22 protein-coding genes are annotated in these 19,931 nt (G+C 72.7%); 11 read left to right on the top strand and 11 right to left on the bottom strand.

From position 1 onward, the window contains the following. Position 1: 1 nt before the first annotated feature. Together AC4H2H_RS01565 and AC4H2H_RS01570 are read left to right on the top strand one after the other, a co-directional pair. The gene (locus AC4H2H_RS01565) at positions 2–964 is read left to right on the top strand and encodes a carbohydrate ABC transporter permease (RefSeq protein WP_494369058.1); all 963 of its coding nucleotides are present in this window, start codon (positions 2–4) and stop codon (positions 962–964) included. A 44-nt stretch (positions 965–1,008) separates the two neighbouring features. Continuing rightward, a complete protein-coding gene (locus AC4H2H_RS01570; protein ID WP_494369059.1) occupies positions 1,009–2,475 on the top strand; it encodes a mannitol dehydrogenase family protein in 1,467 nt (488 codons plus the stop codon). Positions 2,476–2,520: 45 nt separating this feature from the next. Here the strand turns inward: AC4H2H_RS01570 and AC4H2H_RS01575 are convergent, their stop codons facing one another. Continuing rightward, positions 2,521–2,910: a MerR family transcriptional regulator gene (locus tag AC4H2H_RS01575; protein WP_494369060.1), complete on the bottom strand. Its 390-nt coding sequence runs from the start codon at positions 2,908–2,910 to the stop codon at positions 2,521–2,523. 133 nt (positions 2,911–3,043) lie between these two features. Between AC4H2H_RS01575 and AC4H2H_RS01580 the strand changes: the two genes are divergently transcribed. After that, positions 3,044–3,358, top strand: coding sequence for a putative quinol monooxygenase (locus AC4H2H_RS01580; protein WP_494369061.1), 315 nt, complete (start codon positions 3,044–3,046; stop codon positions 3,356–3,358). A gap of 223 nt (positions 3,359–3,581) precedes the next feature. On the opposite strand, the gene AC4H2H_RS01585 is transcribed toward AC4H2H_RS01580, so the two are convergent. Then, the gene (locus AC4H2H_RS01585; RefSeq protein WP_494369062.1) at positions 3,582–6,119 is read right to left on the bottom strand and encodes a family 43 glycosylhydrolase; all 2,538 of its coding nucleotides are present in this window, start codon (positions 6,117–6,119) and stop codon (positions 3,582–3,584) included. A 335-nt stretch (positions 6,120–6,454) separates the two neighbouring features. Between AC4H2H_RS01585 and AC4H2H_RS01590 the strand changes: the two genes are divergently transcribed. Then, complete coding sequence (locus AC4H2H_RS01590) at positions 6,455–8,833, top strand: GDSL-type esterase/lipase family protein (RefSeq protein WP_494369063.1); 2,379 nt, start codon at positions 6,455–6,457, stop codon at positions 8,831–8,833. 71 nt (positions 8,834–8,904) lie between these two features. Here the strand turns inward: AC4H2H_RS01590 and AC4H2H_RS01595 are convergent, their stop codons facing one another. Next, positions 8,905–9,570, bottom strand: a complete 666-nt coding sequence (locus tag AC4H2H_RS01595) for a flavin reductase family protein (protein ID WP_494369064.1) — start codon at positions 9,568–9,570, stop codon at positions 8,905–8,907. A 95-nt stretch (positions 9,571–9,665) separates the two neighbouring features. Between AC4H2H_RS01595 and AC4H2H_RS01600 the strand changes: the two genes are divergently transcribed. From AC4H2H_RS01600 to AC4H2H_RS01620, 5 genes are all read left to right on the top strand, one after another. Then, positions 9,666–10,169: a hypothetical protein gene (locus AC4H2H_RS01600; protein WP_494369065.1), complete on the top strand. Its 504-nt coding sequence runs from the start codon at positions 9,666–9,668 to the stop codon at positions 10,167–10,169. Next, the gene (locus AC4H2H_RS01605; RefSeq protein WP_494369066.1) at positions 10,166–11,395 is read left to right on the top strand and encodes an NRAMP family divalent metal transporter; all 1,230 of its coding nucleotides are present in this window, start codon (positions 10,166–10,168) and stop codon (positions 11,393–11,395) included. The genes AC4H2H_RS01600 and AC4H2H_RS01605 overlap by 4 nt, the downstream gene beginning before the upstream one ends. Continuing rightward, positions 11,392–11,829 (top strand): hypothetical protein, encoded by a 438-nt coding sequence (locus AC4H2H_RS01610; RefSeq protein ID WP_494369067.1) that lies wholly within the window; start codon positions 11,392–11,394, stop codon positions 11,827–11,829. The genes AC4H2H_RS01605 and AC4H2H_RS01610 overlap by 4 nt, the downstream gene beginning before the upstream one ends. After that, a complete protein-coding gene (locus AC4H2H_RS01615) occupies positions 11,826–12,272 on the top strand; it encodes a PRC-barrel domain-containing protein (protein ID WP_494369068.1) in 447 nt (148 codons plus the stop codon). Before AC4H2H_RS01610 ends, AC4H2H_RS01615 begins: the two co-directional genes overlap by 4 nt. Positions 12,273–12,482: 210 nt before the next feature. Beyond that, on the top strand, positions 12,483–13,088 hold the full coding sequence (locus tag AC4H2H_RS01620; protein ID WP_494369069.1) for a flavodoxin family protein: 606 nt from the start codon (positions 12,483–12,485) through the stop codon (positions 13,086–13,088). Positions 13,089–13,127: 39 nt separating this feature from the next. Here AC4H2H_RS01620 and AC4H2H_RS01625 read toward each other — a convergent pair whose 3' ends face one another. The 5 genes from AC4H2H_RS01625 to AC4H2H_RS01645 form a co-directional block, all read right to left on the bottom strand. Then, complete coding sequence (locus AC4H2H_RS01625) at positions 13,128–13,448, bottom strand: ArsR/SmtB family transcription factor (protein ID WP_494369070.1); 321 nt, start codon at positions 13,446–13,448, stop codon at positions 13,128–13,130. Further along, a complete protein-coding gene (locus tag AC4H2H_RS01630; RefSeq protein WP_494369071.1) occupies positions 13,445–13,930 on the bottom strand; it encodes an SRPBCC domain-containing protein in 486 nt (161 codons plus the stop codon). Before AC4H2H_RS01630 ends, AC4H2H_RS01625 begins: the two co-directional genes overlap by 4 nt. Positions 13,931–14,042: 112 nt before the next feature. Continuing rightward, positions 14,043–14,420, bottom strand: a complete 378-nt coding sequence (locus AC4H2H_RS01635) for a fluoride efflux transporter FluC (RefSeq protein ID WP_494369072.1) — start codon at positions 14,418–14,420, stop codon at positions 14,043–14,045. Further along, a complete protein-coding gene (locus tag AC4H2H_RS01640; protein ID WP_494369073.1) occupies positions 14,417–14,875 on the bottom strand; it encodes a fluoride efflux transporter FluC in 459 nt (152 codons plus the stop codon). Before AC4H2H_RS01640 ends, AC4H2H_RS01635 begins: the two co-directional genes overlap by 4 nt. 2 nt (positions 14,876–14,877) lie before the next feature. After that, a complete protein-coding gene (locus AC4H2H_RS01645; protein WP_494369074.1) occupies positions 14,878–15,192 on the bottom strand; it encodes a hypothetical protein in 315 nt (104 codons plus the stop codon). Between the two features lie 128 nt (positions 15,193–15,320). Here AC4H2H_RS01645 and AC4H2H_RS01650 point away from each other — a divergent pair, with 128 nt between their 5' ends. Next, positions 15,321–16,616: a glycosyltransferase gene (locus AC4H2H_RS01650; RefSeq protein ID WP_494369075.1), complete on the top strand. Its 1,296-nt coding sequence runs from the start codon at positions 15,321–15,323 to the stop codon at positions 16,614–16,616. An 18-nt stretch (positions 16,617–16,634) separates the two neighbouring features. Here AC4H2H_RS01650 and AC4H2H_RS01655 read toward each other — a convergent pair whose 3' ends face one another. Continuing rightward, positions 16,635–17,129, bottom strand: coding sequence for a hypothetical protein (locus tag AC4H2H_RS01655; protein WP_494369076.1), 495 nt, complete (start codon positions 17,127–17,129; stop codon positions 16,635–16,637). Then, positions 17,126–17,476, bottom strand: a complete 351-nt coding sequence (locus AC4H2H_RS01660; protein WP_494369077.1) for a hypothetical protein — start codon at positions 17,474–17,476, stop codon at positions 17,126–17,128. The genes AC4H2H_RS01655 and AC4H2H_RS01660 overlap by 4 nt, the downstream gene beginning before the upstream one ends. Positions 17,477–17,677: 201 nt before the next feature. Between AC4H2H_RS01660 and AC4H2H_RS01665 the strand changes: the two genes are divergently transcribed. Continuing rightward, positions 17,678–18,778, top strand: coding sequence for a 3-keto-disaccharide hydrolase (locus AC4H2H_RS01665; protein WP_494369078.1), 1,101 nt, complete (start codon positions 17,678–17,680; stop codon positions 18,776–18,778). A gap of 12 nt (positions 18,779–18,790) precedes the next feature. Here AC4H2H_RS01665 and AC4H2H_RS01670 read toward each other — a convergent pair whose 3' ends face one another. Next, positions 18,791–19,846, bottom strand: a complete 1,056-nt coding sequence (locus tag AC4H2H_RS01670; RefSeq protein WP_494369079.1) for a ferric reductase-like transmembrane domain-containing protein — start codon at positions 19,844–19,846, stop codon at positions 18,791–18,793. Between the last annotated feature and the right edge of the window lie 85 nt (positions 19,847–19,931).

Consider the following 19,931-nt stretch of genomic DNA (forward strand, 5'->3'; position numbering starts at 1 on the left):
CATGGCCGCCCTGACAGCCACCGACCTCGACCGCCCCGACGCCCCGGCGACCGGACGGCCCGGCGACGGACGCACCACGGCGCGCGACCGCCGTCGGGCACGCGCCGCCGAGCACCGCGCCATGACCCGCCTGACGCTCGGCACGAGCCGGTGGGCCCGCGGGCTCGCGCTCGCCGCGCTCGTCGTCCTCGCCGCCGCGTGGCTGATCCCGTTCCTCTGGGGCGTCGACACGTCGCTCAAGTCCGAGACGGACGCCGCGACGAGCGCGACCTGGATCCCGCCGTCGGGCTTCACGCTCGACGCGTACGTCGAGGTCCTCTCGCGCGGAGACGTCCTGCGGTGGACGTGGAACACGACCGTCGTCGCGGTGCTCGTCACGGCGATCACCGTGCTCATCTCCGCGATGGCCGCCTACGCGTTCTCGCGGACCGTGTTCCGCGGCCGCAAGGCGCTCCTCGCGCTCACCGTCGCAGCGATCCTCGTCCCGCCGCAGATCCTCATCGTGCCGCTGTTCCAGCAGATGCAGGCCTTCGGTCTCGTGGACACCCTCGCGGCGGTGATCCTGCCGCAGGTCGTCGCGCCCGTCATGGTCTTCATCCTCAAGGGCTTCTTCGACGCGATCCCCGAGGAGCTGCTCGACGCCGCACGCATCGACGGCGCGGGGCCGTGGCGGCTGTTCTGGACGATCGTGCTGCCGCTGTCCCGGTCGATCCTCGTCGCCGTCGCGATCTTCGTGTTCATCGGCGCGTGGAACAACTTCCTGTGGCCCTTCATCGTCACGAACGACCCCGCGCTCATGACGCTCCCCGTGGGCCTGTCGACCGTGAAGAGCGCCTACGGCGTGCAGTACGCGCAGACCATGGCCGCCGCCGTCGTCGCCGCGATCCCGCTGCTCGTCGTGTTCATGCTCTTCCAGCGCCGCATCGTCCAGGGCGTCGCGACGACGGGCATGGGCGGGCAGTAGCCGACGGCCGACCGACCCCCGCACCGATCACGACGAGGACCATGATGACGACGCTCCACGCAGGCACCGCTCAGCGCACCGACATCCCCGGACCCGCCTACGACCGCACGGCCGCGACGGTCGGCATCGTGCACCTCGGCGTCGGTGGATTCCACCGCTCCCACGAGGCGCTCTACGTCGACCGGCTCCTGGCACTGGGTCACCACGACTGGGCGATCTGCGGCGTCGGCGTCCTGCCCGCCGACTCCGTCATGCGGGACGTCATGGACGCCCAGGACGGCCTGTACACCCTGGTGGAACGCCACCCCGACGGCACCGTCGAGGACCGGGTCGTCGGTTCGATCGTCGAGTACCTGTTCGCCCCCGAGCAGACCGAGGCCGTGCTGGACCGGCTGACCGACCCGGCCACCAGGATCGTGTCCATGACCATCACGGAAGGCGGCTACCTGGTCGACCCGGTCACCGGCGTGTTCGACACGAACGATCCTCACGTACGCCGCGACCTGGACAACCCGCACGAGCCCACCACCGTCTTCGCACTCATCGTCGAAGCCCTGCGTCGGCGCCGAGCCGCAGGCACCGGCCCGTTCACCGTGCTGTCGTGCGACAACATCCAGGGCAACGGCCAGCACGCACGGCGAGCCGTCGTCGGATTCTCCACCGCCCTCGACGCCGAGCTGGCCGCGTGGATCGACCGGGAGGTGACCTTCCCCAGCTCCATGGTCGACCGGATCACGCCCGCCACCACCGACGCCGACCGGAAGGACCTTCGGCAGCGACGCGACATCGAGGATCGTTGGCCGGTGGTCTGCGAGCCGTACCTGCAATGGGTGCTCGAGGACTCCTTCTGCGCCGGTCGCCCACCGTTCGAGACCGTCGGCGTGCAGGTCGTGCCGGACGTCGACCCCTACGAGCAGCTCAAGCTGCGCCTCCTCAACGGCGGACACCAAGCCCTGGCCCACCTCGCCGTGCTGCTGGGGTACACCTACGTCGACGAAGCGATGCGCGACCCGCTCGTCGCGGCGACCCTGCGCGCCTACCTCGATGAGGCAGCCCCGGCCGTGCCTCCGGTGCCGGGCATCGACGTGCCGGCCTATGCCACGTCCCTCGTCGAGCGGTTCAGCAACCCGCACGTACGCGACACCGTCGACCGCCTGCGCTCCGATGCCAGCGACCGCATCCCGTTGTTCATCCTCCCCGCCGTCCGGGACAACCTCGCCCACGGCCGCCCCGTCGCCGTCGCCGCGCTCGTCGCGGCGCACTGGGCCCACGCCGTGTGGTCGTCGCTCCAAGGCAACGGCATCCCCCTGCACCCCGATCGCCGTCGCACGGCACTGGAACAGGCCGCCTCGGACCTGGAAACCGATCCGCTGACCTTCGGCCGTGAGGCAGAGCTGTTCTCCGAGGCCGACGCGGGAGAACAGTTCGCGCAGGACTACGCCGAGGCGGTCGCGACGCTGTTCACCGACGGGCCCCGCGTCGGGACAGAACGCTGGCTGAGCCGGATGTAGCACCCGCAACACGTTCCCCCGCGCATGGGAACCCACGTCGGCCCGTCAATGCCTGGCGGGAGCAGGGGCGAGCGTGCAGTCCGACCGCGGGTGCAGGGCCACGTCGATGACCGCGTCGAGCCGTCTGACGGTGTCCTCGAGCTGGCTGATCCGTGCGCGGAGCTGCTCACGCTGCACCCACAGCTCGGCGACGAGTTCCGGAGTGGACTCTCCCGCCTCGATGCACGGCAGGAGACGCAGGATGCCCGAGCTCGTGAGCCCGGCCGCGTAGAGCTGCTGGATGAGCCCGACCCGAGCGACGGCAGACGGGTCGTACGTGCGCTGTCCGGACGCCGAGCGGCCTGACTGAAGCAGACCGTGCTCCTCGTAGTACCGCAGCGCTCGCACGCTCACTCCGCTCTGGCGTGCCACGTCGCCGATACGCATCCGATCCATCTCCCACTCCCCGTCGACGAGACGGCGTTTCGCTCCGCGCCGTGACGCGGTCGCCCTCCCTTGCCTCTGACGTTGACGTCAGCGTTTAGCGTACCGGTGACCGGCACCTGGCCGGTCAGAGACGGAGACCACCATGTCAACGGGAACCACCGACGCGACGTCGATCATCATGCTCGTCCAGGCCTCGACGGCACCGGAGAACGCGGCCGCGGCGCGTGCGCTCGTCCGGCAGTTCGTCGAGCCGACCAGAGCCGAGGCCGGCTGCCTTCAGTACGAGCTGCTCACCGACCTCGACGACCCCACCCACATCGTGCTGCTGGAGGAGTGGGCCGACGAGGCCTCGCTCGCCGCCCACAACGCGAGCGCGGGGTACCAGGCGCTGATGGAGGGTCTGATGCCGCTGCTGGACGGCGGAGGCAGCGGCATGCGGCTCAGCCGAGCTCGATGAGCGCGACCGCCACACTGTGGCGACGACAATCGGAGCCGGCACATGACATCAGAGGAGCGCCGCACGCGAACGGCGCGCGGGGGCGCGGCAGCTGCCGGCGGGTACCGAGGGGGATGCTGAGCATGAGCGCGCCTGACGTCCGTCAGGGCTACCCGTCATCTGCTCCCACCCCCGGCGGCGTGCGGGCGACGGGATCCCCCGCACACCGGGGGGTCTCGAGGCGTCAGCGGGTCGCCTCGACCGGGACGACCGTCCGGTCGGTGACCGTCTGGCCGTCTCGCTCAGTGCTGACCGTGACGACGACGTCACCGGGTGTGCTGGCGCCGCGCATGTCGAAGGCTTGGTAGGCGTTCTTGCCCGGGCCGACGTCGGGGTACGTCTTGCTCCCGAAGCTCGTCTCGATCGTGATGTCCTGAGCGGTGTCGCCCTCGTTGAGCACGCGCGCGGCGACGTGGTCCCGTGAGCCGATCCGGCGCACCTGCGCCTCGACGGAGTACTCGAGCGGCTCGCCGGGGCCTGGGTGCGAGAGGTCGAGCATGCCCTTGGCGGCCGCCAGGGTGTAGTTCTCCCCGAAGACGCCCAGCTCCTGGATGCCGACCCTGATGTTCTCCGTCGTGCCCACGATCGTCACGCGCACCGCGTGGGTGAGGACGGTGTCGAAGGTCATGTAGTCGATCGGGAGGGCCGTGGTGTTGTCCCGCTTGTCGACCAGCGTCGCCCACCGGTTGTTCTCGATGTCGCGGTACTCGAGAAGGAACTTCACGGCGTTCGCGGACGTGAAGTCGAACCCCAGCTCCTTCCACTGGATCTGCACCGCGGACACGTAGTACGGGTTGCTCAGGCCGACGATGAAGGTGGGCGACTCGCCGCCGCGCGACGGAACCGGGCCGTTGAGGTCGCTGGAGAGCTGCAGCTCGGCCAGCTGGGTGAGGGTCGCGCCGTTGTTGGCGGTGACGTCCAGCCGGTAGTAGAGGTAGGGCGTGGGGTTCGCGACCGCGTAGTGCCTCGTCTGCGCCCGGTCGGCGAACATCTCGTCGGTCTGGGTATCGAGCGGCGTCCAGGTCGTGCCGTCGTCCGACCCCTGCAGCGTCCAGCTCTTGGGGTCGCGGCCGGGCTCGTCGTTGCCGCTGGTCAGCGCGTAGGCGACGACGGCGGTCGGCGTGTCGAGGCGGTACTGCACCCAGCCGGTGCTGGCGAAGGCAAGCCACTTGCTGCCCGGATCGAGGTCGTTGAGGTGGGCCGCGACCTCGTCGGGCGAGTTCTCTGCGCTGGCCGTGATCGCCTGGACGTGCGTGGCGATGCTGCCCGCGATCCCGAACGAACCGTCGACGCCGTCCGCCGGTTCCCACCAGGTGCCGAGGGATCGGTCGGTCGCGTAGTAGGGCGTGCGACCCGGTGCGTAGCTGCTGGCCCAGTACGCCTGCGAGTTGGTCGCGAGGTTGTACAGGCCCGCGTCTCCGCTGAGGTTGCCGGCCGGCCGCGGCGCGTTCGGGGCCAGCTGAGGGGTGTTGGTCAGCGTGCAGGAGATGTTGCCGTCGTCGTCGATCTCGCACAGGTCCATGCCCATGCGCCGCTCCAGGCCGCCTTCGTGGGCGATCACGTAGGTGTAGAAGAACACGAGGTTGCCGGCGTCGTCCTGGACGAAGCTGCCGTGGCCCGCGTCGGGGTAGAAGGCGCTCGGGTGGTTGCTGCCGACCTGGCGACCGATCGGGTTGTCCGCTTGCAGCCGGTAGCCCGAGAGCGGGCCCTCGGTCGACTTGTAGATCCCGGTGGAGTAGGTCGTGTGCTCGGTGCCTCCGGAGGCGACCGCGATGTAGTAGTGGTCGCCCACCTTGAAGATCTGTGGGGCCTCGACGTAGCCGAAGTTGTACGCCTGCTTGTTGTCGCCGAAGTGCATCCACTCCTGGTACGGGTCGAAGTCGACGATGACGACCGGCTCGGTGACGAGACGGCGGGGGTCGTTCGGGTCGAGCTCGGCGGCCATGAGCGGGGCGCCGATGTTCCACGTCAGGTACAGCCTGCCGTCGTCGTCGAGGAAGAACTGGACGTCCCCGGCGCCGAAGGTCGAACCGTCCGGACGCACGAACGGGCCGAGCTCGGTCCACGGACCCGTCGGGGAGTCCGCGACGTAGACGGGCGTGCTGTTCCCGGCGAGGTAGTACTTGTCTCCGACGCGGACCGCCGTCGGGGCCACGGGCCCGACGTTCATCTCGTGCTGTTCCCAGGCGACGTAGTCCCGGGTGGAGTAGAGCCTGCGGTTCCCGTCGTCCTGGATGTTGCCGGAGCAGTAGACGTAGATGGTGCCGTCGTAGTTGACCGCCGAGAAGTCGGCGACGGTGCGCACGGAGTTGTTGATGACGAGCCGGAACCCGTCCTTCGACGGCCCGAGGATGTCCCGCCCGTCCGCCGCCGTCCACTTCTCCTTCGCCAGGATCTCCCGGATGCGCGTCGTGTCGCCGATCCCGGCGTCCGTGGACGACATCGTGCTCGGCTCCCTGCGCACGTCCATCGACGGCAGGGCCACGGGGTTCACGTACGTCTTGCTCATGTCCACCGGACGGATCTGGTACCTCGGCTGCTGCGCGTGCGCCGTCGCCGCCGTCGAGACACCGTGAGCGACGGCGCCGTGCGCGACGGCGCCGTGCGCGACGGCGCCGTGCGCGACCGTCGGGACGCTCACGGGGACCGCGACGACGGCGGCCCCGAGCGCGGACGCGCGTAGGAAGCTGCGACGCCCGAAGGCGTTCGGGGTCTCGGTCATGGCCGGTTCTCCTCGCGGCGGGCCGACGTGATGTCGCGCCTCACGCGGCGGTGTACCGCCAGGCCTGTCTGATCGAGCATCGTTGCTCCTTCGCCGGTCGATCTCATCGGTCCGACGGAGGCGAAGCCCTGCGCGTTCCTTGCCGTCCCCGTCGATGACAACGCTGGCAACGCTAGCGCTCGTTCTAGCGACGTGTCTACAGCTTCTGCTCATCGTCCGGCACAAGTGGCCCCTCGGTCATGTGAGGGATACCGTGGCACCGCCCTGCAGCGACGGGTCACGGAGGACCCGGGCGCTGGCGGCGACGTGATCTCTCGACGAGGAGGACCACCCCGATGCACCTGCACCGACGACGGCTCGCACGACGAACGAGGCGGCGCGGCCTGGCGGCCGCGGCACTCGGCGCGACTCTCGCACTGGCGCTCGTCGGTCCGCCGGCCCTCGCGGGTCCGACGCACCCCGTTCTCGCGGGCGGCCCGGCGTCGGTGACGGAGGAGTCGTCGGTCCGGACGCTGGCGGCCGCGCCAGACTGGGTCGGGGCCTGGGGGACGGCCATGGCGCACTCGGTGGGTGGCTCGTGCGCGCCGTGCACGATCCGCAGCACCGCGCACCTGAGCACAGGTGGGTCGGCGGTCCGGGTCACGCTCTCGAACACGTTCAGCACGATCCCGCTCGTCGTGGACCGGACCACCGTCTCCCTGCCGACCTCGAAGGGTGCGGCGAGCGCGGTGCCCGGGTCGGTGCAGACCGTCACGTTCGGCGGCGAGGAGTCGGTGACGGTCCCGGCAGGGCAGACGGTGCGCAGCGACGCCGTGGAGGTCGACGTGGCGCACGGCACGGACCTGCACGTCACGACCTACCTCCCGCAGTCCGGGTCGACCATCGACAAGCACGACGGTGCCAACCACACGACGTACTGGGCGAACGGGGTCGACGCCGCCGACGCCACGGACGCGTCCCCGTTCACCTCGCAGGACGGTTCGGGCTACGTCGTCTCTGCCGTCGAGGTGGCGGGGCACGACGCCGCGGGCACCCTCGTCGCGTTCGGCGACTCGATCACCGACGGGTCGGGCGCGACGTTCGGGCAGGACGACCGCTGGATCGACCAGCTCGCGAGACGCATGGAGGACTTTCCGGCCTCCTCGCGGCTCGGCATCGTGAACTCCGGCATCGGCGGCAACCGGCTCCTCGTCGACCAGGACGGCGCCGGCCAGGCGGGGCCGAACCGGTTCGCCCGCGACGTGCTCTCCCACGAGCCGACGACCGCCATCATCATGCTCGGCATCAACGACGTGCGCGTCGCGGCGCAGGACGCGCAGGGCGACGACGCCGCGTACACGCAGCGCCTCATCGACGCCCTCACGGACATGGCCGAGCAGGGGCACGCCGACGGCGTCCGCGTCGTCGGAGCCACCCTCACCCCCTTCAAGGGCTGGGGAGAGTTCGGGCCCCGGACCGAGGGCATCCGCCAGGCGGTCAACGACTGGATCCGCACGACGGACGCGTTCGACGCGGTCGTCGACTTCGACGCCGCCGTCCGAGACCCGGCGGACCCGTCGCGCGCGCGTCCGGATTACGACTCGGGCGACGGCCTGCACCCCGGACCCGCGGGCTACCGCGCGATGGCCGCGGCGATCGACGTCGCGGACCTCCTGCCGGAAGGCCGCCCTGGTTCCGTCACGCTCGACGCGCCGGCGTCGTTCCCGACCACCGGTGACGCGGAGGTCACGGCGACCGTGACCTCCGCCGAGGCCGTCGAGCAGGCCGAGGTGCGGCTGACCGCCCCGACGGGCTGGGACGTCACGGACCGCGTGCAGGACGTCGGGCCGCTCGCCGCGGGCGAGGAGGTCACGGTCACGTGGGCCGTGGGCCGCACGCCCGGCGGCGCGACGCGCGGCGAGCTCGTCGCGGACGCGATCCTGGGAGACCGGGCGACGTCCGACAGCGCGCAGGCCGCGCTCGCGCCGGACCCGGGAGCCGGGCTCCTGGGCGAGTACTTCGTGTCCGCGGAGCCCGCCTGGTCGTTCGAGGACCTGCGGGCGAGCGTCGTCGACGAGACGGTCGACTTCCCGAACCTCGTTCCGCGCCTGACCGACCTGACCGGGCAGGGGGATCGCGCCACGGTGCGCTGGACCGGGACGGTCACCCCGGAGATCTCCGACGACTACACGTTCTGGGTCCACGCCGACGACGGCGTGCGCCTGTGGATCGACGGCGAGCTCGTCGTCGAGCGGTGGGCCGTCGGCGCGCACGAGGAGCTCCCGTCCCGCGCGATCCGACTCGAGGCCGGCGAGTCGTACGACGTCCGCATGGAGCTGTTCCAGAACCTCGGCGGCGCCCGCGCCGTCCTGCGCTGGGAGAGCCCGCTCGTCGACAAGCAGGTCGTCCCCTCCGTCGTGCTCGCGCCGCCGCGCGACGAGCCCGCGCTCGACGTGACCGTCACCGCCGACGCCCGCTGTCTTGCGGGCAGGGCTTACGTGGCCGTCCGGGCGGCCAACGGCGAGGACGTCCCGGCGGACATCACGCTCACCACGCCGTCCGGGACCAAGGCGTTCACCGCCGTGGCACCGGGGGCCAACGCGTACCAGTCGTTCGCGGTGCGCGGCACGTCGGTCGAGGCCGGCGAGGCGTCGGTGACCGCGTCGGCCATGATCGACGGCGAACCCGTCACCACGGAGGTGGCGGTACCGTTCGGCGCGCTGGCCTGCGCGTGACATGGACCGGCTCGTCGCCGACGGCTACCGCGTCACCGAGCTGCAGGTGCCGGTCGAGCGCCTGACGGCCGTCAGCGGTACCAGTCCTCGTCGATCGTCGCGAGACGCGAGGGATGGGCCTCGGGGCCGAGGCCGTAGAACCGTTGGAAGCTCATCATGAGCGGGCGCCAGCGGTCGGGGTCGATGCGGTGCTCCGTCCCGGGCACGCGGGCGTCCTCGTGCACGTGCACGCGCGTCACGCGGACCTCGAAGGCGACGAGCGACCCGGCGCGCGCGGCGTCGTCGCGCCCGAGCGGGTGCGCGTGCACGAGGCGCGCCTCGACGGCGACGGGGCACTCGGCGGCGCGGGGCGGCGTCACCGTGTCGGAGGGCACGGGCGTGAGCCCGGCACGTGCGAACTTGTCCGGCTCGTACCGGTACCCCACGGCGGCCTTCCGCTCCGAGACCGGGTTCCTGCCGGTCGTCAGCGCGAGCCGGTCGACCGCGTCGACCTCGGCCGTCGACGGCAGGTTCACGACGACCTCGCCCGTCGCGAGGAGGTTGAGCGCCGTCTGAGAGCGAGCCCCCAGGCCGAGGACCGCGGTCCTACCGAGCCAGAAGACGGACGACATCGGCGCGAGGTTCGCGTGGCCGTCGGTGTCCACGGTGCTGAGCAGCGCGACGGGCGTGCCGAAGTACAGGATCCCGGGGTCGACGACGACGTGCGACGGGGCCGATCGGGTCGAGGTGGTGGTCATGGGACCAGCCTCGCCACGGACCGGCGCGACGTCTGGCGGTGATCGGACGCGGCGTCGGCGTGCGGGGCAGCGCTTCCGGCGAGACCATCGCTGACGTGGGACGACGCACAGGGACGAGCCGGATCGCTGCGGCCCTCGCCGTCGCGCTGGCCCTGGGGGCGACGTCCGGCTGCACGGTCGCGAGCCGCCAGGAGCCCGGCCAGGCGACGGCCGCCGTCGCCGACGCGCTCGCCCAGGCGGGGTCCGCCGTCGCGACGACGCGGCTCACCGTGCGCCTCCTCGACGACGACCGCGTCTCTACGCCCGTCGCCGACGCCGCGGTGCTGGACCAGGTCCGCGTCCTCGAGGAGTCCACGACCGCGCTCACGACCCTCGTCCCGCCCGACGACGTCTCCTCCGCCCAGCGCGACGCCGGCCTGGTCGCCGTGGCGGACGCGACGCGCGAGGTCGTCGGCGCCCGTGCCTGGGTGGCCCGGGAAGCCGGTGGCGACCTCTCGGCCGCCGGCGAGGTCCCGCTCACGGCCTCCGAGCTCGACGCCGACCTCGCCCGGGTCGCGGACGACGTGGACACCGTCCTGGCCCTGGCCGGTGGCGCGTGAAGAACGTCGCCGGGGTCGCGCTCGGCATCCTCACGGCGATCGGCGGGTTCGTCGACATCGGCGACCTGGTGACGAACGCCGTCGTCGGGTCGCGGTTCGGGATGTCGCTCGTGTGGGTCGTGGTCGTGGGGGTGATCGGCATCTGCCTGTTCGCCTCCATGTCCGGCCGGGTCGCCGCGGTGAGCGGGCGCGCGACCTTCGAGATCATCCGCGAGCGCCTCGGCCCGCGCACCGCGGGTGCGAACCTCGTGGCGTCGTTCGCGATCAACCTGCTCACCCTCACGGCCGAGGTCGGCGGTATCGCGCTCGCGCTGCACCTCGCGAGCAGCGTCGAGCCGCGCCTGTGGATCCCCGTGGCCGCGCTCGCCGTCTGGCTCGTGCTGTGGCGCGTGAAGTTCGAGGTCATGGAGAACGTCACCGGCCTGATGGGGCTGCTGCTCGTGGGGTTCGGCGTCGCGCTGTTCCTGCTCGGGCCGGACTGGGGTGAGCTCCTGCGGCAGGCGGTGCCGCCGTCGCCGCCCGCGACGGAGCACGTCGCGACGTACTGGTACTACGCCGTCGCGCTGTTCGGCGCCGCCATGACGCCGTACGAGGTGTACTTCTTCTCCTCCGGCGCGGTCGAGGAGAGGTGGACGGCGAAGGACCTCGCGCAGAACCGGGCGAACGTCCTCGTGGGGTTCCCTCTCGGCGGGCTGCTGTCCGTCGCGATCGCGGCGTGCGCGGCGGTCGTCCTGATGCCCGCGGGGATCGAGGTGTCGTCGCTGTCGCAGATCGTGCTGCCCGTCGCCGAGGCGGGCGGGACGCTCCTGCTCGCCCTCGTCATCCTCGGGATCGTCGCCGCGACGTTCGGCGCCGCGCTCGAGACCGCACTGTCGGGCGGGTACACGCTCGCGCAGTACCTCGGGTGGTCGTGGGGGAAGTTCCGCCGCCCGGCGCGCGCCGCGCGGTTCCACCTGACGATGATCGTCGCCCTGCTGCTCGCCGTGGGCATCCTCATGACGAGCGTCGACCCGATCGCGGTCACGGAGATGTCGGTCGTGTTCTCCGCGGTCGCGCTGCCGCTCACGTACGTCCCGATCCTCCTCGTCGCGAACGACCCGGAGTACATGGGCGAGCACGTCAACGGGCGCGTGATGAACGCGCTCGGCACGGTGTACCTGGTGATCGTGGTCGTCGCGGCGGTCGCGGCGATCCCCCTGATGATCGCGACGGGAGCAGGATCATGACGACACCGGACCGCGGCGCCGGGCCCGGCCGACGCATCGTCGACGCCCGGCTGCACCTGCTCAGCCGCCAGGTCCTCGACGCCGACGGCGAGCCCGTGACCACCATCGACGACCTCGAGCTCGTCGCGTCGGACGCCACGGACCGGTCCCCCGACGCGTCCGACGACGGACCGCGCGACGTCGTGCCCGGCGAGCCCGCCGAGGTCGGCGCGCTCCTCACCGGACCGGTGCTGGTCACGCGCATCCTCGGCGGCCGGCCGCCCGCGTCCCGCTGGGAACGGGTGCGGTGGTCGCACGTCGGGTACGTCGGCACGGTCGTCGAGCTGACGGTCCGCGCGGACGACCTCGACCTGCACTGGCCCGAGGAGTGGGTGCGCGAGCACGTGGTCGGGCGCATCCCCGGCGGCGGCCACGACCCGGAGGGCGACGGATGATCCTCGGCGACCTCCTCGACGCGCGCGTGCTCGGGCCCGACGGCGCGGCGCTCGGCTTCGTCGTCGACGTGCGCCTCGAGCTCGAGGTCCTGCCGGGGGACGACCCGGACGACACCGACGACCGCGGCCGGGGAGGCGGCGACGACGGTGACCGGCGCGACTCCGCCGAGACCGCCGACGAACCCGCCCTGGCCGCGCTCGTCCGGCGACGCGACCCCGTCGGGCGGGCGGGCGTCGTCGGGATCCTCGTCAGCCCCCGCCACGGCGGGTCGTTGCACGGGTACGAGCGCACCGGGGTGACGGCACCGTGGCCGGTCCCGCAGCTCGTGCGACGACGCCACCGCGGGACGTACCTCGTGCCGTGGGAGGACGTCGCCGCCGTCGGGCAGGGCGAGGTGCGGCTCGCCGAGGGCTTCCGGCGCGAGGACGCCGCCCTGCCCTGAAGGTTCCGTTCGGCGAGTGATGCACGTCGGGCCGAGTGATGCACGCAGAGGTCATCACTCGAACGCAGGTGCATCACTCGGCACAGCCGGACGGTGTCCCCCACCGTGCGAGCGCGACGGCGCCCGGTGAGGCTGGCGGGGACGGCGACCACCCGCCGTCGGCCGCCCCCGGGTCGTGCGACACGCGCCCGGGCGTCACGGGAGGAACCGATGAAGGCGCTGTTCGTGAGCTGCACGCTCAAGAAGTCCCCGGAGCCGTCCAACACCGAGGCGCTCGGCCGGGTCGTGGCCGAGGCGCTGCAGGACCGCGGCGTGGAGGTCGAGCACGTGCGGCTCGTCGACCTGGACGTGCCGCCGGGGGTGGTGACCGACCTGGGCGACGGGGACGAGTGGCCGAGCGTGCACGAGCGGCTCCTCGACGCGCAGATCCTCGTCGTGCTCGCCCCGACCTGGCTGGGGCGGCCGTCGTCGATGGCGCAGCGCATGCTCGAGCGCATGGACGCGATGATCTCGGAGGAAGGGCCCGACGGCGCGCCGGTCGCCTACAACCGGGTCGCGGGCATCGTCGTCACGGGCAACGAGGACGGCGCGCACCACGTCATCTCGGAGATCAGCGGGGCGCTCGCCGACATCGGGTACACGATCCCCGGCCAGGGCTGGACGTACTGGAACCAGGGCCCCGGGCCCGGCCCGGACTACGTGCAGACCGGGCACGGGCACGAGTGGGCGCGCGACACCGGGCGGCTCATGGCCCACAACCTCCACGCCGTCGCGACGGCGCTCGTCACGACCCCGGTGCCCCCGCCGGGCTCGTGACCCGGGGCTCCCGGACGCACGAGCCCAGCGCGCGGCCCGTCAGAACTCGGCGATGCGCTTGATGGCGGCCAGCCTGCGGTCCCACGCGGCGCCGATGGACTCGAGCGCGCGGGCGGTCTCGCTCAGTCGGGAGCCGACGGCGCGGTAGCGCACCTCCCGGCCCACCCGCACCGCCTCGACCAGCTCGACGTCCGCGAGCACCGTCAGGTGCTTGGCGATCGCCTGCCGGCTCACGGGAAGGATCTCCGCGAGCGCCGACGCCGAGAGGTCCGCGCGGCCGAGCTCCTGGAGGATCCACCACCGCGTGTCGTCGGCGAGGGCCGAGAACACGGGCGCGAGCTCCGTCGAGGGACTGCTCACGCGTGCCCTCCCTCGGTCGCCAGCGCTCCCTCGAGGAACACCACGAGCTCGTCGAGCTCGCTCGTCCACCCCTGCTGGTGGCTCTCGAGCATCCCCGCGGTGTCCTCGACCAGGTCGAAGCCGGTCTCGACGACGCGCAGCACCGTGGCGCTGCCCTCGGAGGCGAGCGTGAAGCGCGCGACCGTGGAGTTCGTGTCACCCATCGGCTCCCCGACCGGGGTGCCCCAGCGGAAGGCGAACACCGTCGTGGGGTCGTACTCCTCGATCCGGACCTGGACGTCCGGGGCGCCGTCGAAGCTGAAGACGCCCTCACCGCCGACGCGCAGGTGGGGCAGGACGGTGCGCTGCCCGAACCACCCGCTGATGAGGTCCTCCTCGGTCAGCGCCGCCCAGACACGTGCGGGCGGGGCCTCGATGGTCACGGTCCGCGACACCGAGAACGTCTCGTCGTCGACGACGGCCGGCTCGTTGAGGGTGGTCATGGTCGTTCCTCTCCGTAGGTGGTGCGCCCGGGGACAGGTGCAACTCCAGAATTGCACGACTTCTAGCATTGTGCAACCATCCGGTTGCATGTTGGCGCCCGGTCGAGTCCACTCAGCCGCTCGTGACCGCGATCCCCACGGCGGCGGCGGCCAGGCACAGGACGAGCATCCCGAGCGCGTGGACGAGCGCCACGACGCCCCGGCCGGCGAGCAGCAGGCGCGCGCCCTCGACCGACGCCGTCGAGAACGTCGAGTACCCGCCGAGGAACCCGACGCCGAGCACGGCCGCGAGGTCGCCCGCCCCGGGGTGGGCCATCCCCCAGCCCGTGAGCAGGCCGAGCAGGAAGCACGCCGTGACGTTGACGACGACGGTGCCGAGCGGCATCGACCCGTGGCTCCGGCGCGCCACGAGCGTGTCCACCAGGAACCGGGACGCCGCGCCGAGCCCGCCCGCGACCGCTGTCAGGAGCAGCTCGGGGAGGGCCGTCACGCGTCCTCACCGCCGCCGTCGGACCGCGCGACCCCGCGCCGTCGGCCCGCCCCCGCGAGCGCGATCCCGCCGCACGCCGCCGCGACGCCGAGCGCGACGCTGCCCAGCGCGTACGCCACCCCGAGCACGACGTGCCCGCCGGTCGCGAGGCGCTCGACCTCGACGGCGAACGTGGAGTACGTCGTGAAGCCCCCGAGCACGCCCGTCCCGCAGCCGAGCCGGACGCCTCGGCGCCACCCACGGTCAGGGCCCGAGCGCAGGAGCCGCTGGAGCAGCACGCCCAGCACGAACGACCCGACGACGTTGATCCCGAAGGTCGTCCACGGCCACGCCCCCGGCTCGGGCGCGAACGCCCCCTCCAGCAGCGCGCGCGCCGTCGTGCCGACCGCTCCCCCGGCGGCGACGAGACCCGCGACGGCGAGCAGCCGGCCGCCCCCGGGCGGATCCGTCACCATGCTCAGGGCGCCGACGGGTCGACCAGGTTCGGGACCGGCTGGTCGTCCCACGCCTGCGCCAGCTCGTGGTCGGTGACGACGAACCCGACGGCCTGCGCGGTGGGCACCACCTGCTCGCGCTCGATCGTGTCGTCGACCCCGAGCCGTACCAGCAGCACGACGCTGCCCGTGGACAGCAGCACCGGCGGGCCCTCGCCCGCGTCGAGGATCTCGTACGTCCTCTCGAACCCCGGCAGCGGGACGGCGGCGGCCAGGCTCTCGTGCGCCGGGCCGCTCCCCGCGGCGACCGGGGCGTAGGGCTCCTGGGGTCCGGACATCGGTAGGGCTCCTCTCGTCGCGCGAAGGGGTGCCCGTGCAGGGTAGCGGCACCGTGCGACGGCGTCTCGCCGTCGCACGGACGGGCGGTGCAGAGCGGTGCGAGTGCGACCGGGTCCATACTCGCCGCATGGCCTCGATCATGCTGACCGCGATGCCGTTCGCCGGGCACGCCCGGCCGATCCGCGCGGTCGCCGCAGAGCTCGTCCGCCGTGGGCACGACGTGCGGGTCTATACCGGCAGGTCGTACGTCGCGATGTTCGACGGCGTCGGCGCACGGGGCGTCCCGTGGGACGCCGCGCCCGACTTCGACGAGCGCGACCTCGCCGCCACGTTCCCGCGCCTACGGGATCGCAAGGGGTTCCGCCAGGTGCTCGTCAACGTCCAGGACCTGTTCCTCGGGACCGCCCCGGCGCAGGCCACCGACCTGCTCGCCCTGCACGACGACGAACCCTGGGACCTGCTCGCCGGTGACCCGATGGCGCTGGGCACCCGGTTCGCCGCCGAGCGCCTGCGCACGCCCTGGGCGACGGTCTCGCCCCTCGCGGTCTGGCTGCCCGGCAAGGGCATCCCACCGACCGGGCTCGGCCTCACCCCGGGCACGGGGATCCTGGGCCGGGCGCGGGACGCCCTGCTCGGCGCCGCCTCCGGGGCGGGCACCGCCGCGCTGACCCGGCTCTACCGGCGCACGCGCCGCGAGGCCGGGCTCGCGCCGGACCACGCGACCTTCGCGACGATGTGGTATTCGCCGTTCCTCGTCGTCGGCGCCGGGTCACCCGGCCTCGACTACCCGCGCGACGACCTTCCCGGCCACATCCGCTTCGTGGGGGACCTCACCGACGACACGGAGATCGCGGACGCGCCCGCGACGACGCCCGCCGCAGCCGCGCTCCCCACCTGGTGGGACGACGTCGTCCGCGCCGAGGTGCCCGTCGTCCACGTGACCCAGGGCACCGCGAACGTCGACCCGCACGACCTGATCCTGCCGAGTCTCGAGGCGCTCGCGGACGAGGACGTCCTGGTCGTCGTCGGGCTGGGCCACCGGACCGACCCGCTGCCCGGGCCGCTGCCCGCCAACGCGCGCGTCGCGCCGATGGTCCCCTACCCGCAGCTCCTGCCGCGCACGTCCGTGATGATCACGAACGGCGGCTTCGGCGGCGTGCTCCAGGCCCTGCGGCACGACGTCCCGCTCGTCGTCGCCGGCGGGGACCTCGACAAGCCCGAGATCGCCGCGCGCATCGGCTGGCACGGCGCAGGCGTGAACCTGCGCACGGGCACGCCGCGCGCCGCGGCGGTCCGGGACGCGTACCGGACGGTCGAGACGGACCCGTCCTACCGCGCGACGGCGGCGCGGCTCGGCGCGGAGCTCCGATCGCTCGGCGGTACCCAGGCCGCGGCGGACCTGCTGGAGGAACGCCTGCCGTAGGACGAGGTCGTGGTCGGGTCAGCGCTGGACCTCGTCACTCCGCACGACGCCGAGGCAGGGGATCGCGAGGACGTCGCCACGGTGCACGTCCCCGGGCAGCCGAGCGAGACGCCCCGCCCGGCCCGGAGCGGGGTGCACCGTGAAGCGCCGTACCGGTGCCGTCGAGACCCTCCCGACGAGTCGCGCCTGCTCGACCACGGCGGTGCACGCGTCCAGATCGGCGTCGATCCAGACCTGCCGCGCCGCGCCGGCGAGCCGCGGGACCGCGTCCTCGACGTGTGCCAGGACGACGCTGCGCGCCTGCGCCCCCCAGAGCCGGTCGAGCCTGCCGAGGTCGGAGGTCACGGGGCGGTAGACCACCGGGGTCGTGCTGCGACGAGCGAGTGCTGCCAGGCTCGTCCCGTCGACGAGGACGTCGTGCGCGGAGAACGCCGTGGTGGTCGGCCAGGTCTGGTCCGTCGCGTGCCGCAGCGCGGCCATCCGGGCCGAGAGCACCGTGTGAAGAAGGGTCATCGCGCGCTCCGGCGGTCCTCATGGCGGTCGAGCCGGGAGTCGCCGGGCTGGACGTCTCCCAGCGAGGTCGGCGCCGTGCACGGCACCGCGAGCAGGTCACCGGTGCGGACGTCGGCCGGGAGCCGGACCGTGCCGGCCTCGGACGTCGTGGGAGCGGGCACCAGAGTGACCGGCACCGAGGCCGCCGTCGACGCCCGGCCGATCAGGCGGAGCTCGGACGGCACGGATGACACATGCCCGAGGTCGGCGTCGGTCGTCGTCGCGGTCGTGTCGGCGGGCCAGAGGTGTCGTGCGAGCGGGTCGGGCACGCTCCGCCGGAGCGAAGGCAACAGCGTCGTCAGGGTCATGACACCGGTCTACCTCCGCCTCGACCGCCCTGACGCGGGGCGTTGACGGAACCCGAACGGGCCCTGACGGAACCCTGACGCGATCCGTTCGGGACCTTGATGCGTCCCCCCGCGACTCGCCGGTGACCGTTCCTGCGCCCTGGCGGCACGCAGCGGTCGTGCCTAGGGTGGAGGGACGGCCCGTCGAACGAAGGAGTTCCGATGTCCCTCACCCGAACGCCCACGCACCGACCCGCGCGCGGCCGCCGAGGACGGCGCGGACACGTGGCCGGGGCGACGGTGCTCGTCGCCGTGATCGGGTTCGCCGCGCCCTCCGCCGCCGTCGTGCCCGACGCACTGCCGGCGCCGGCCGACGACGGCTACGAGGTGATCTTCGACGGCACCCAGGAGTCGTTCGACGCGTGGGAGTACGCGGGCGACGGCGGCTTCGACCTGCTCGACGACGGCACGATCCGCAGCCGCGTCGGCGAGGACGGCGGCTTCGGCACCCTCTGGTACCCGGTGCAGCAGTACGGCGACTTCTCGCTCGTCCTCGAGTTCCGCGACGACGCCCCCGGTGACACGCGCGGCAACAGCGGCGTCCAGGTCCGCTTCCCCGACCTCTCGGGCCCGGTCGAGGGCTGCCCGACGACGTTCAACGGCAACGAGACGAACAACCTGTCGTGGATCGCGGTCAACTGCGGGCACGAGATCCAGGTCAACGACTCCCCCGAGGGCGGGTCGAACGACCCGCGCAAGACCGGCTCCGTCTACGGGTTCGCCGACATCGGCCTCGACCGCGCGATGCCCACGCCCAAGGGGACGTGGAACGAGCTGGAGGTGCGCGTCGTCGGGCAGCACTACACCGTGATCCGCAACGGCGTCGTCATCAACGAGTACGAGAACCTGCCCGGCGTGCCGTTCCCCGGCCGCCCGCTCGACCCGGACTCCAGCAGCCGCGGGCTCGTCGGGTTCATCGGGCTCCAGGCGCACGGCTCCGCGCCGGACGTCGTCTCCTACCGCGACGTCCGCGTCCGCGAGCTGCCGCCCGTGAACGTCCAGGCCGACGCGCGGTGCCTGGGCGGGACGGCGCACGTCGCGGTCCGGGCGGAGAACCTCGGCGAAGCTCCTGTCGACGTCTCGCTCAGCACCTCGGCAGGCGAGCGCACGTTCACCGACGTCCAGGCGGGCCGGAACGCGTACCAGTCGTTCAGCACCCGCGCGTCGTCGGCCGAGGCGGGGACGGCGACCATGACGGTCACGGACGACGACGGTCAGCCCGTCGTCGTCGAGACCCCCTACGCGGGCGTCGACTGCGCATGACCGGACGGTCGGCTACCTCGAGCTGGTCTCCGGCTCGAGCTCATGCTCCTGGACAGGCTTCGGCCCGTCCGCCGCGCGCGGGCGGCGGTGCGCGCGCTCCACGGCGACGCCGACACCGACGGCGAAGACCGCAAGGCCCGTCCAGACCATCACCTGAGTGACGTTCAGGCCTGCGCCGTCCACGCCGAGGGTGCGCCCGCCGTCGCGGCCGGTCGCCGCGACCAGCACGAGCGCCACGACGGTCGCGGCGGCGAGAACGCGGCCGACCCAGCGTCCGACGCGGTCGACGGCGGAGCGCCCCGGGGTGCGGGCCGGAGCGAGGAGCCGCACGAGCAGCAGGCCCGCCACCGGGAGCTGGAGCAACCAGACCGTGGTGCGGAAGGCGCCGTCGTACCAGACGTTCGTCCCGTAGAGCAGCGTGTGCCAGACGCTCAGGACGTAGACCACGATGATCGACGCGTGCAGCGCCTGCCACACCCGCGGGCCCATCCACCGCCGCGCGTAGTACGCCAGGCCGAGCGGGATCGACAGGTACAGCGCCAGCAGACCTACCAGGATCGCGATCTGACCGGTCCCCGAGGCGTACCCGCCGGGCACGAACACGTCGACGAACGCGCTCCACAGCAGAGCCGGGGTCGACAGCCCGTCCGCGTTCTCCCGTACGAGCTCGGCGAAGAACCAGAACGCGTGCGCGAACATCAACCCGACCGTCGTCAGGCTCGTCGTGCGGTGCCAGCGCTCGAGCCGCGCCGTGGACACCGGCAGCCACGACGGACGCCGCGACGAGCGCACGAGCCCGAGCATCACCGTGATCCAGGCCCACAGCAGGCCCGACCACCCGAACGCCTGGCACAGCCAGTACATCCAGTACGTCGGCGCGTCCGCGAGGTACTCCATCACGTCGAGCGTCTCCGACGTCCCGTTCGCGATGCGCCAGTAGAGGACCCCGAAGATCACGAGCGTCAGCACCAGCGCCGCGGTCGCGTCCTTCCACGCCGCCCGAAGGTCCTGCCGCAGCGCCTCGCCGTCGAACCTCGCCCGGCGCGTCCTGCTGGTCGTCGTCGCCATCCATCCACACCCTCGTCTCAGGACGGCGACGCGCGCGCACAGGTCGCCGTCGACCGGCCCCGACCGTATCGACCACTTTTGCCGC

This window comes from Cellulosimicrobium sp. BMG9.22 (genome assembly GCF_059159975.1).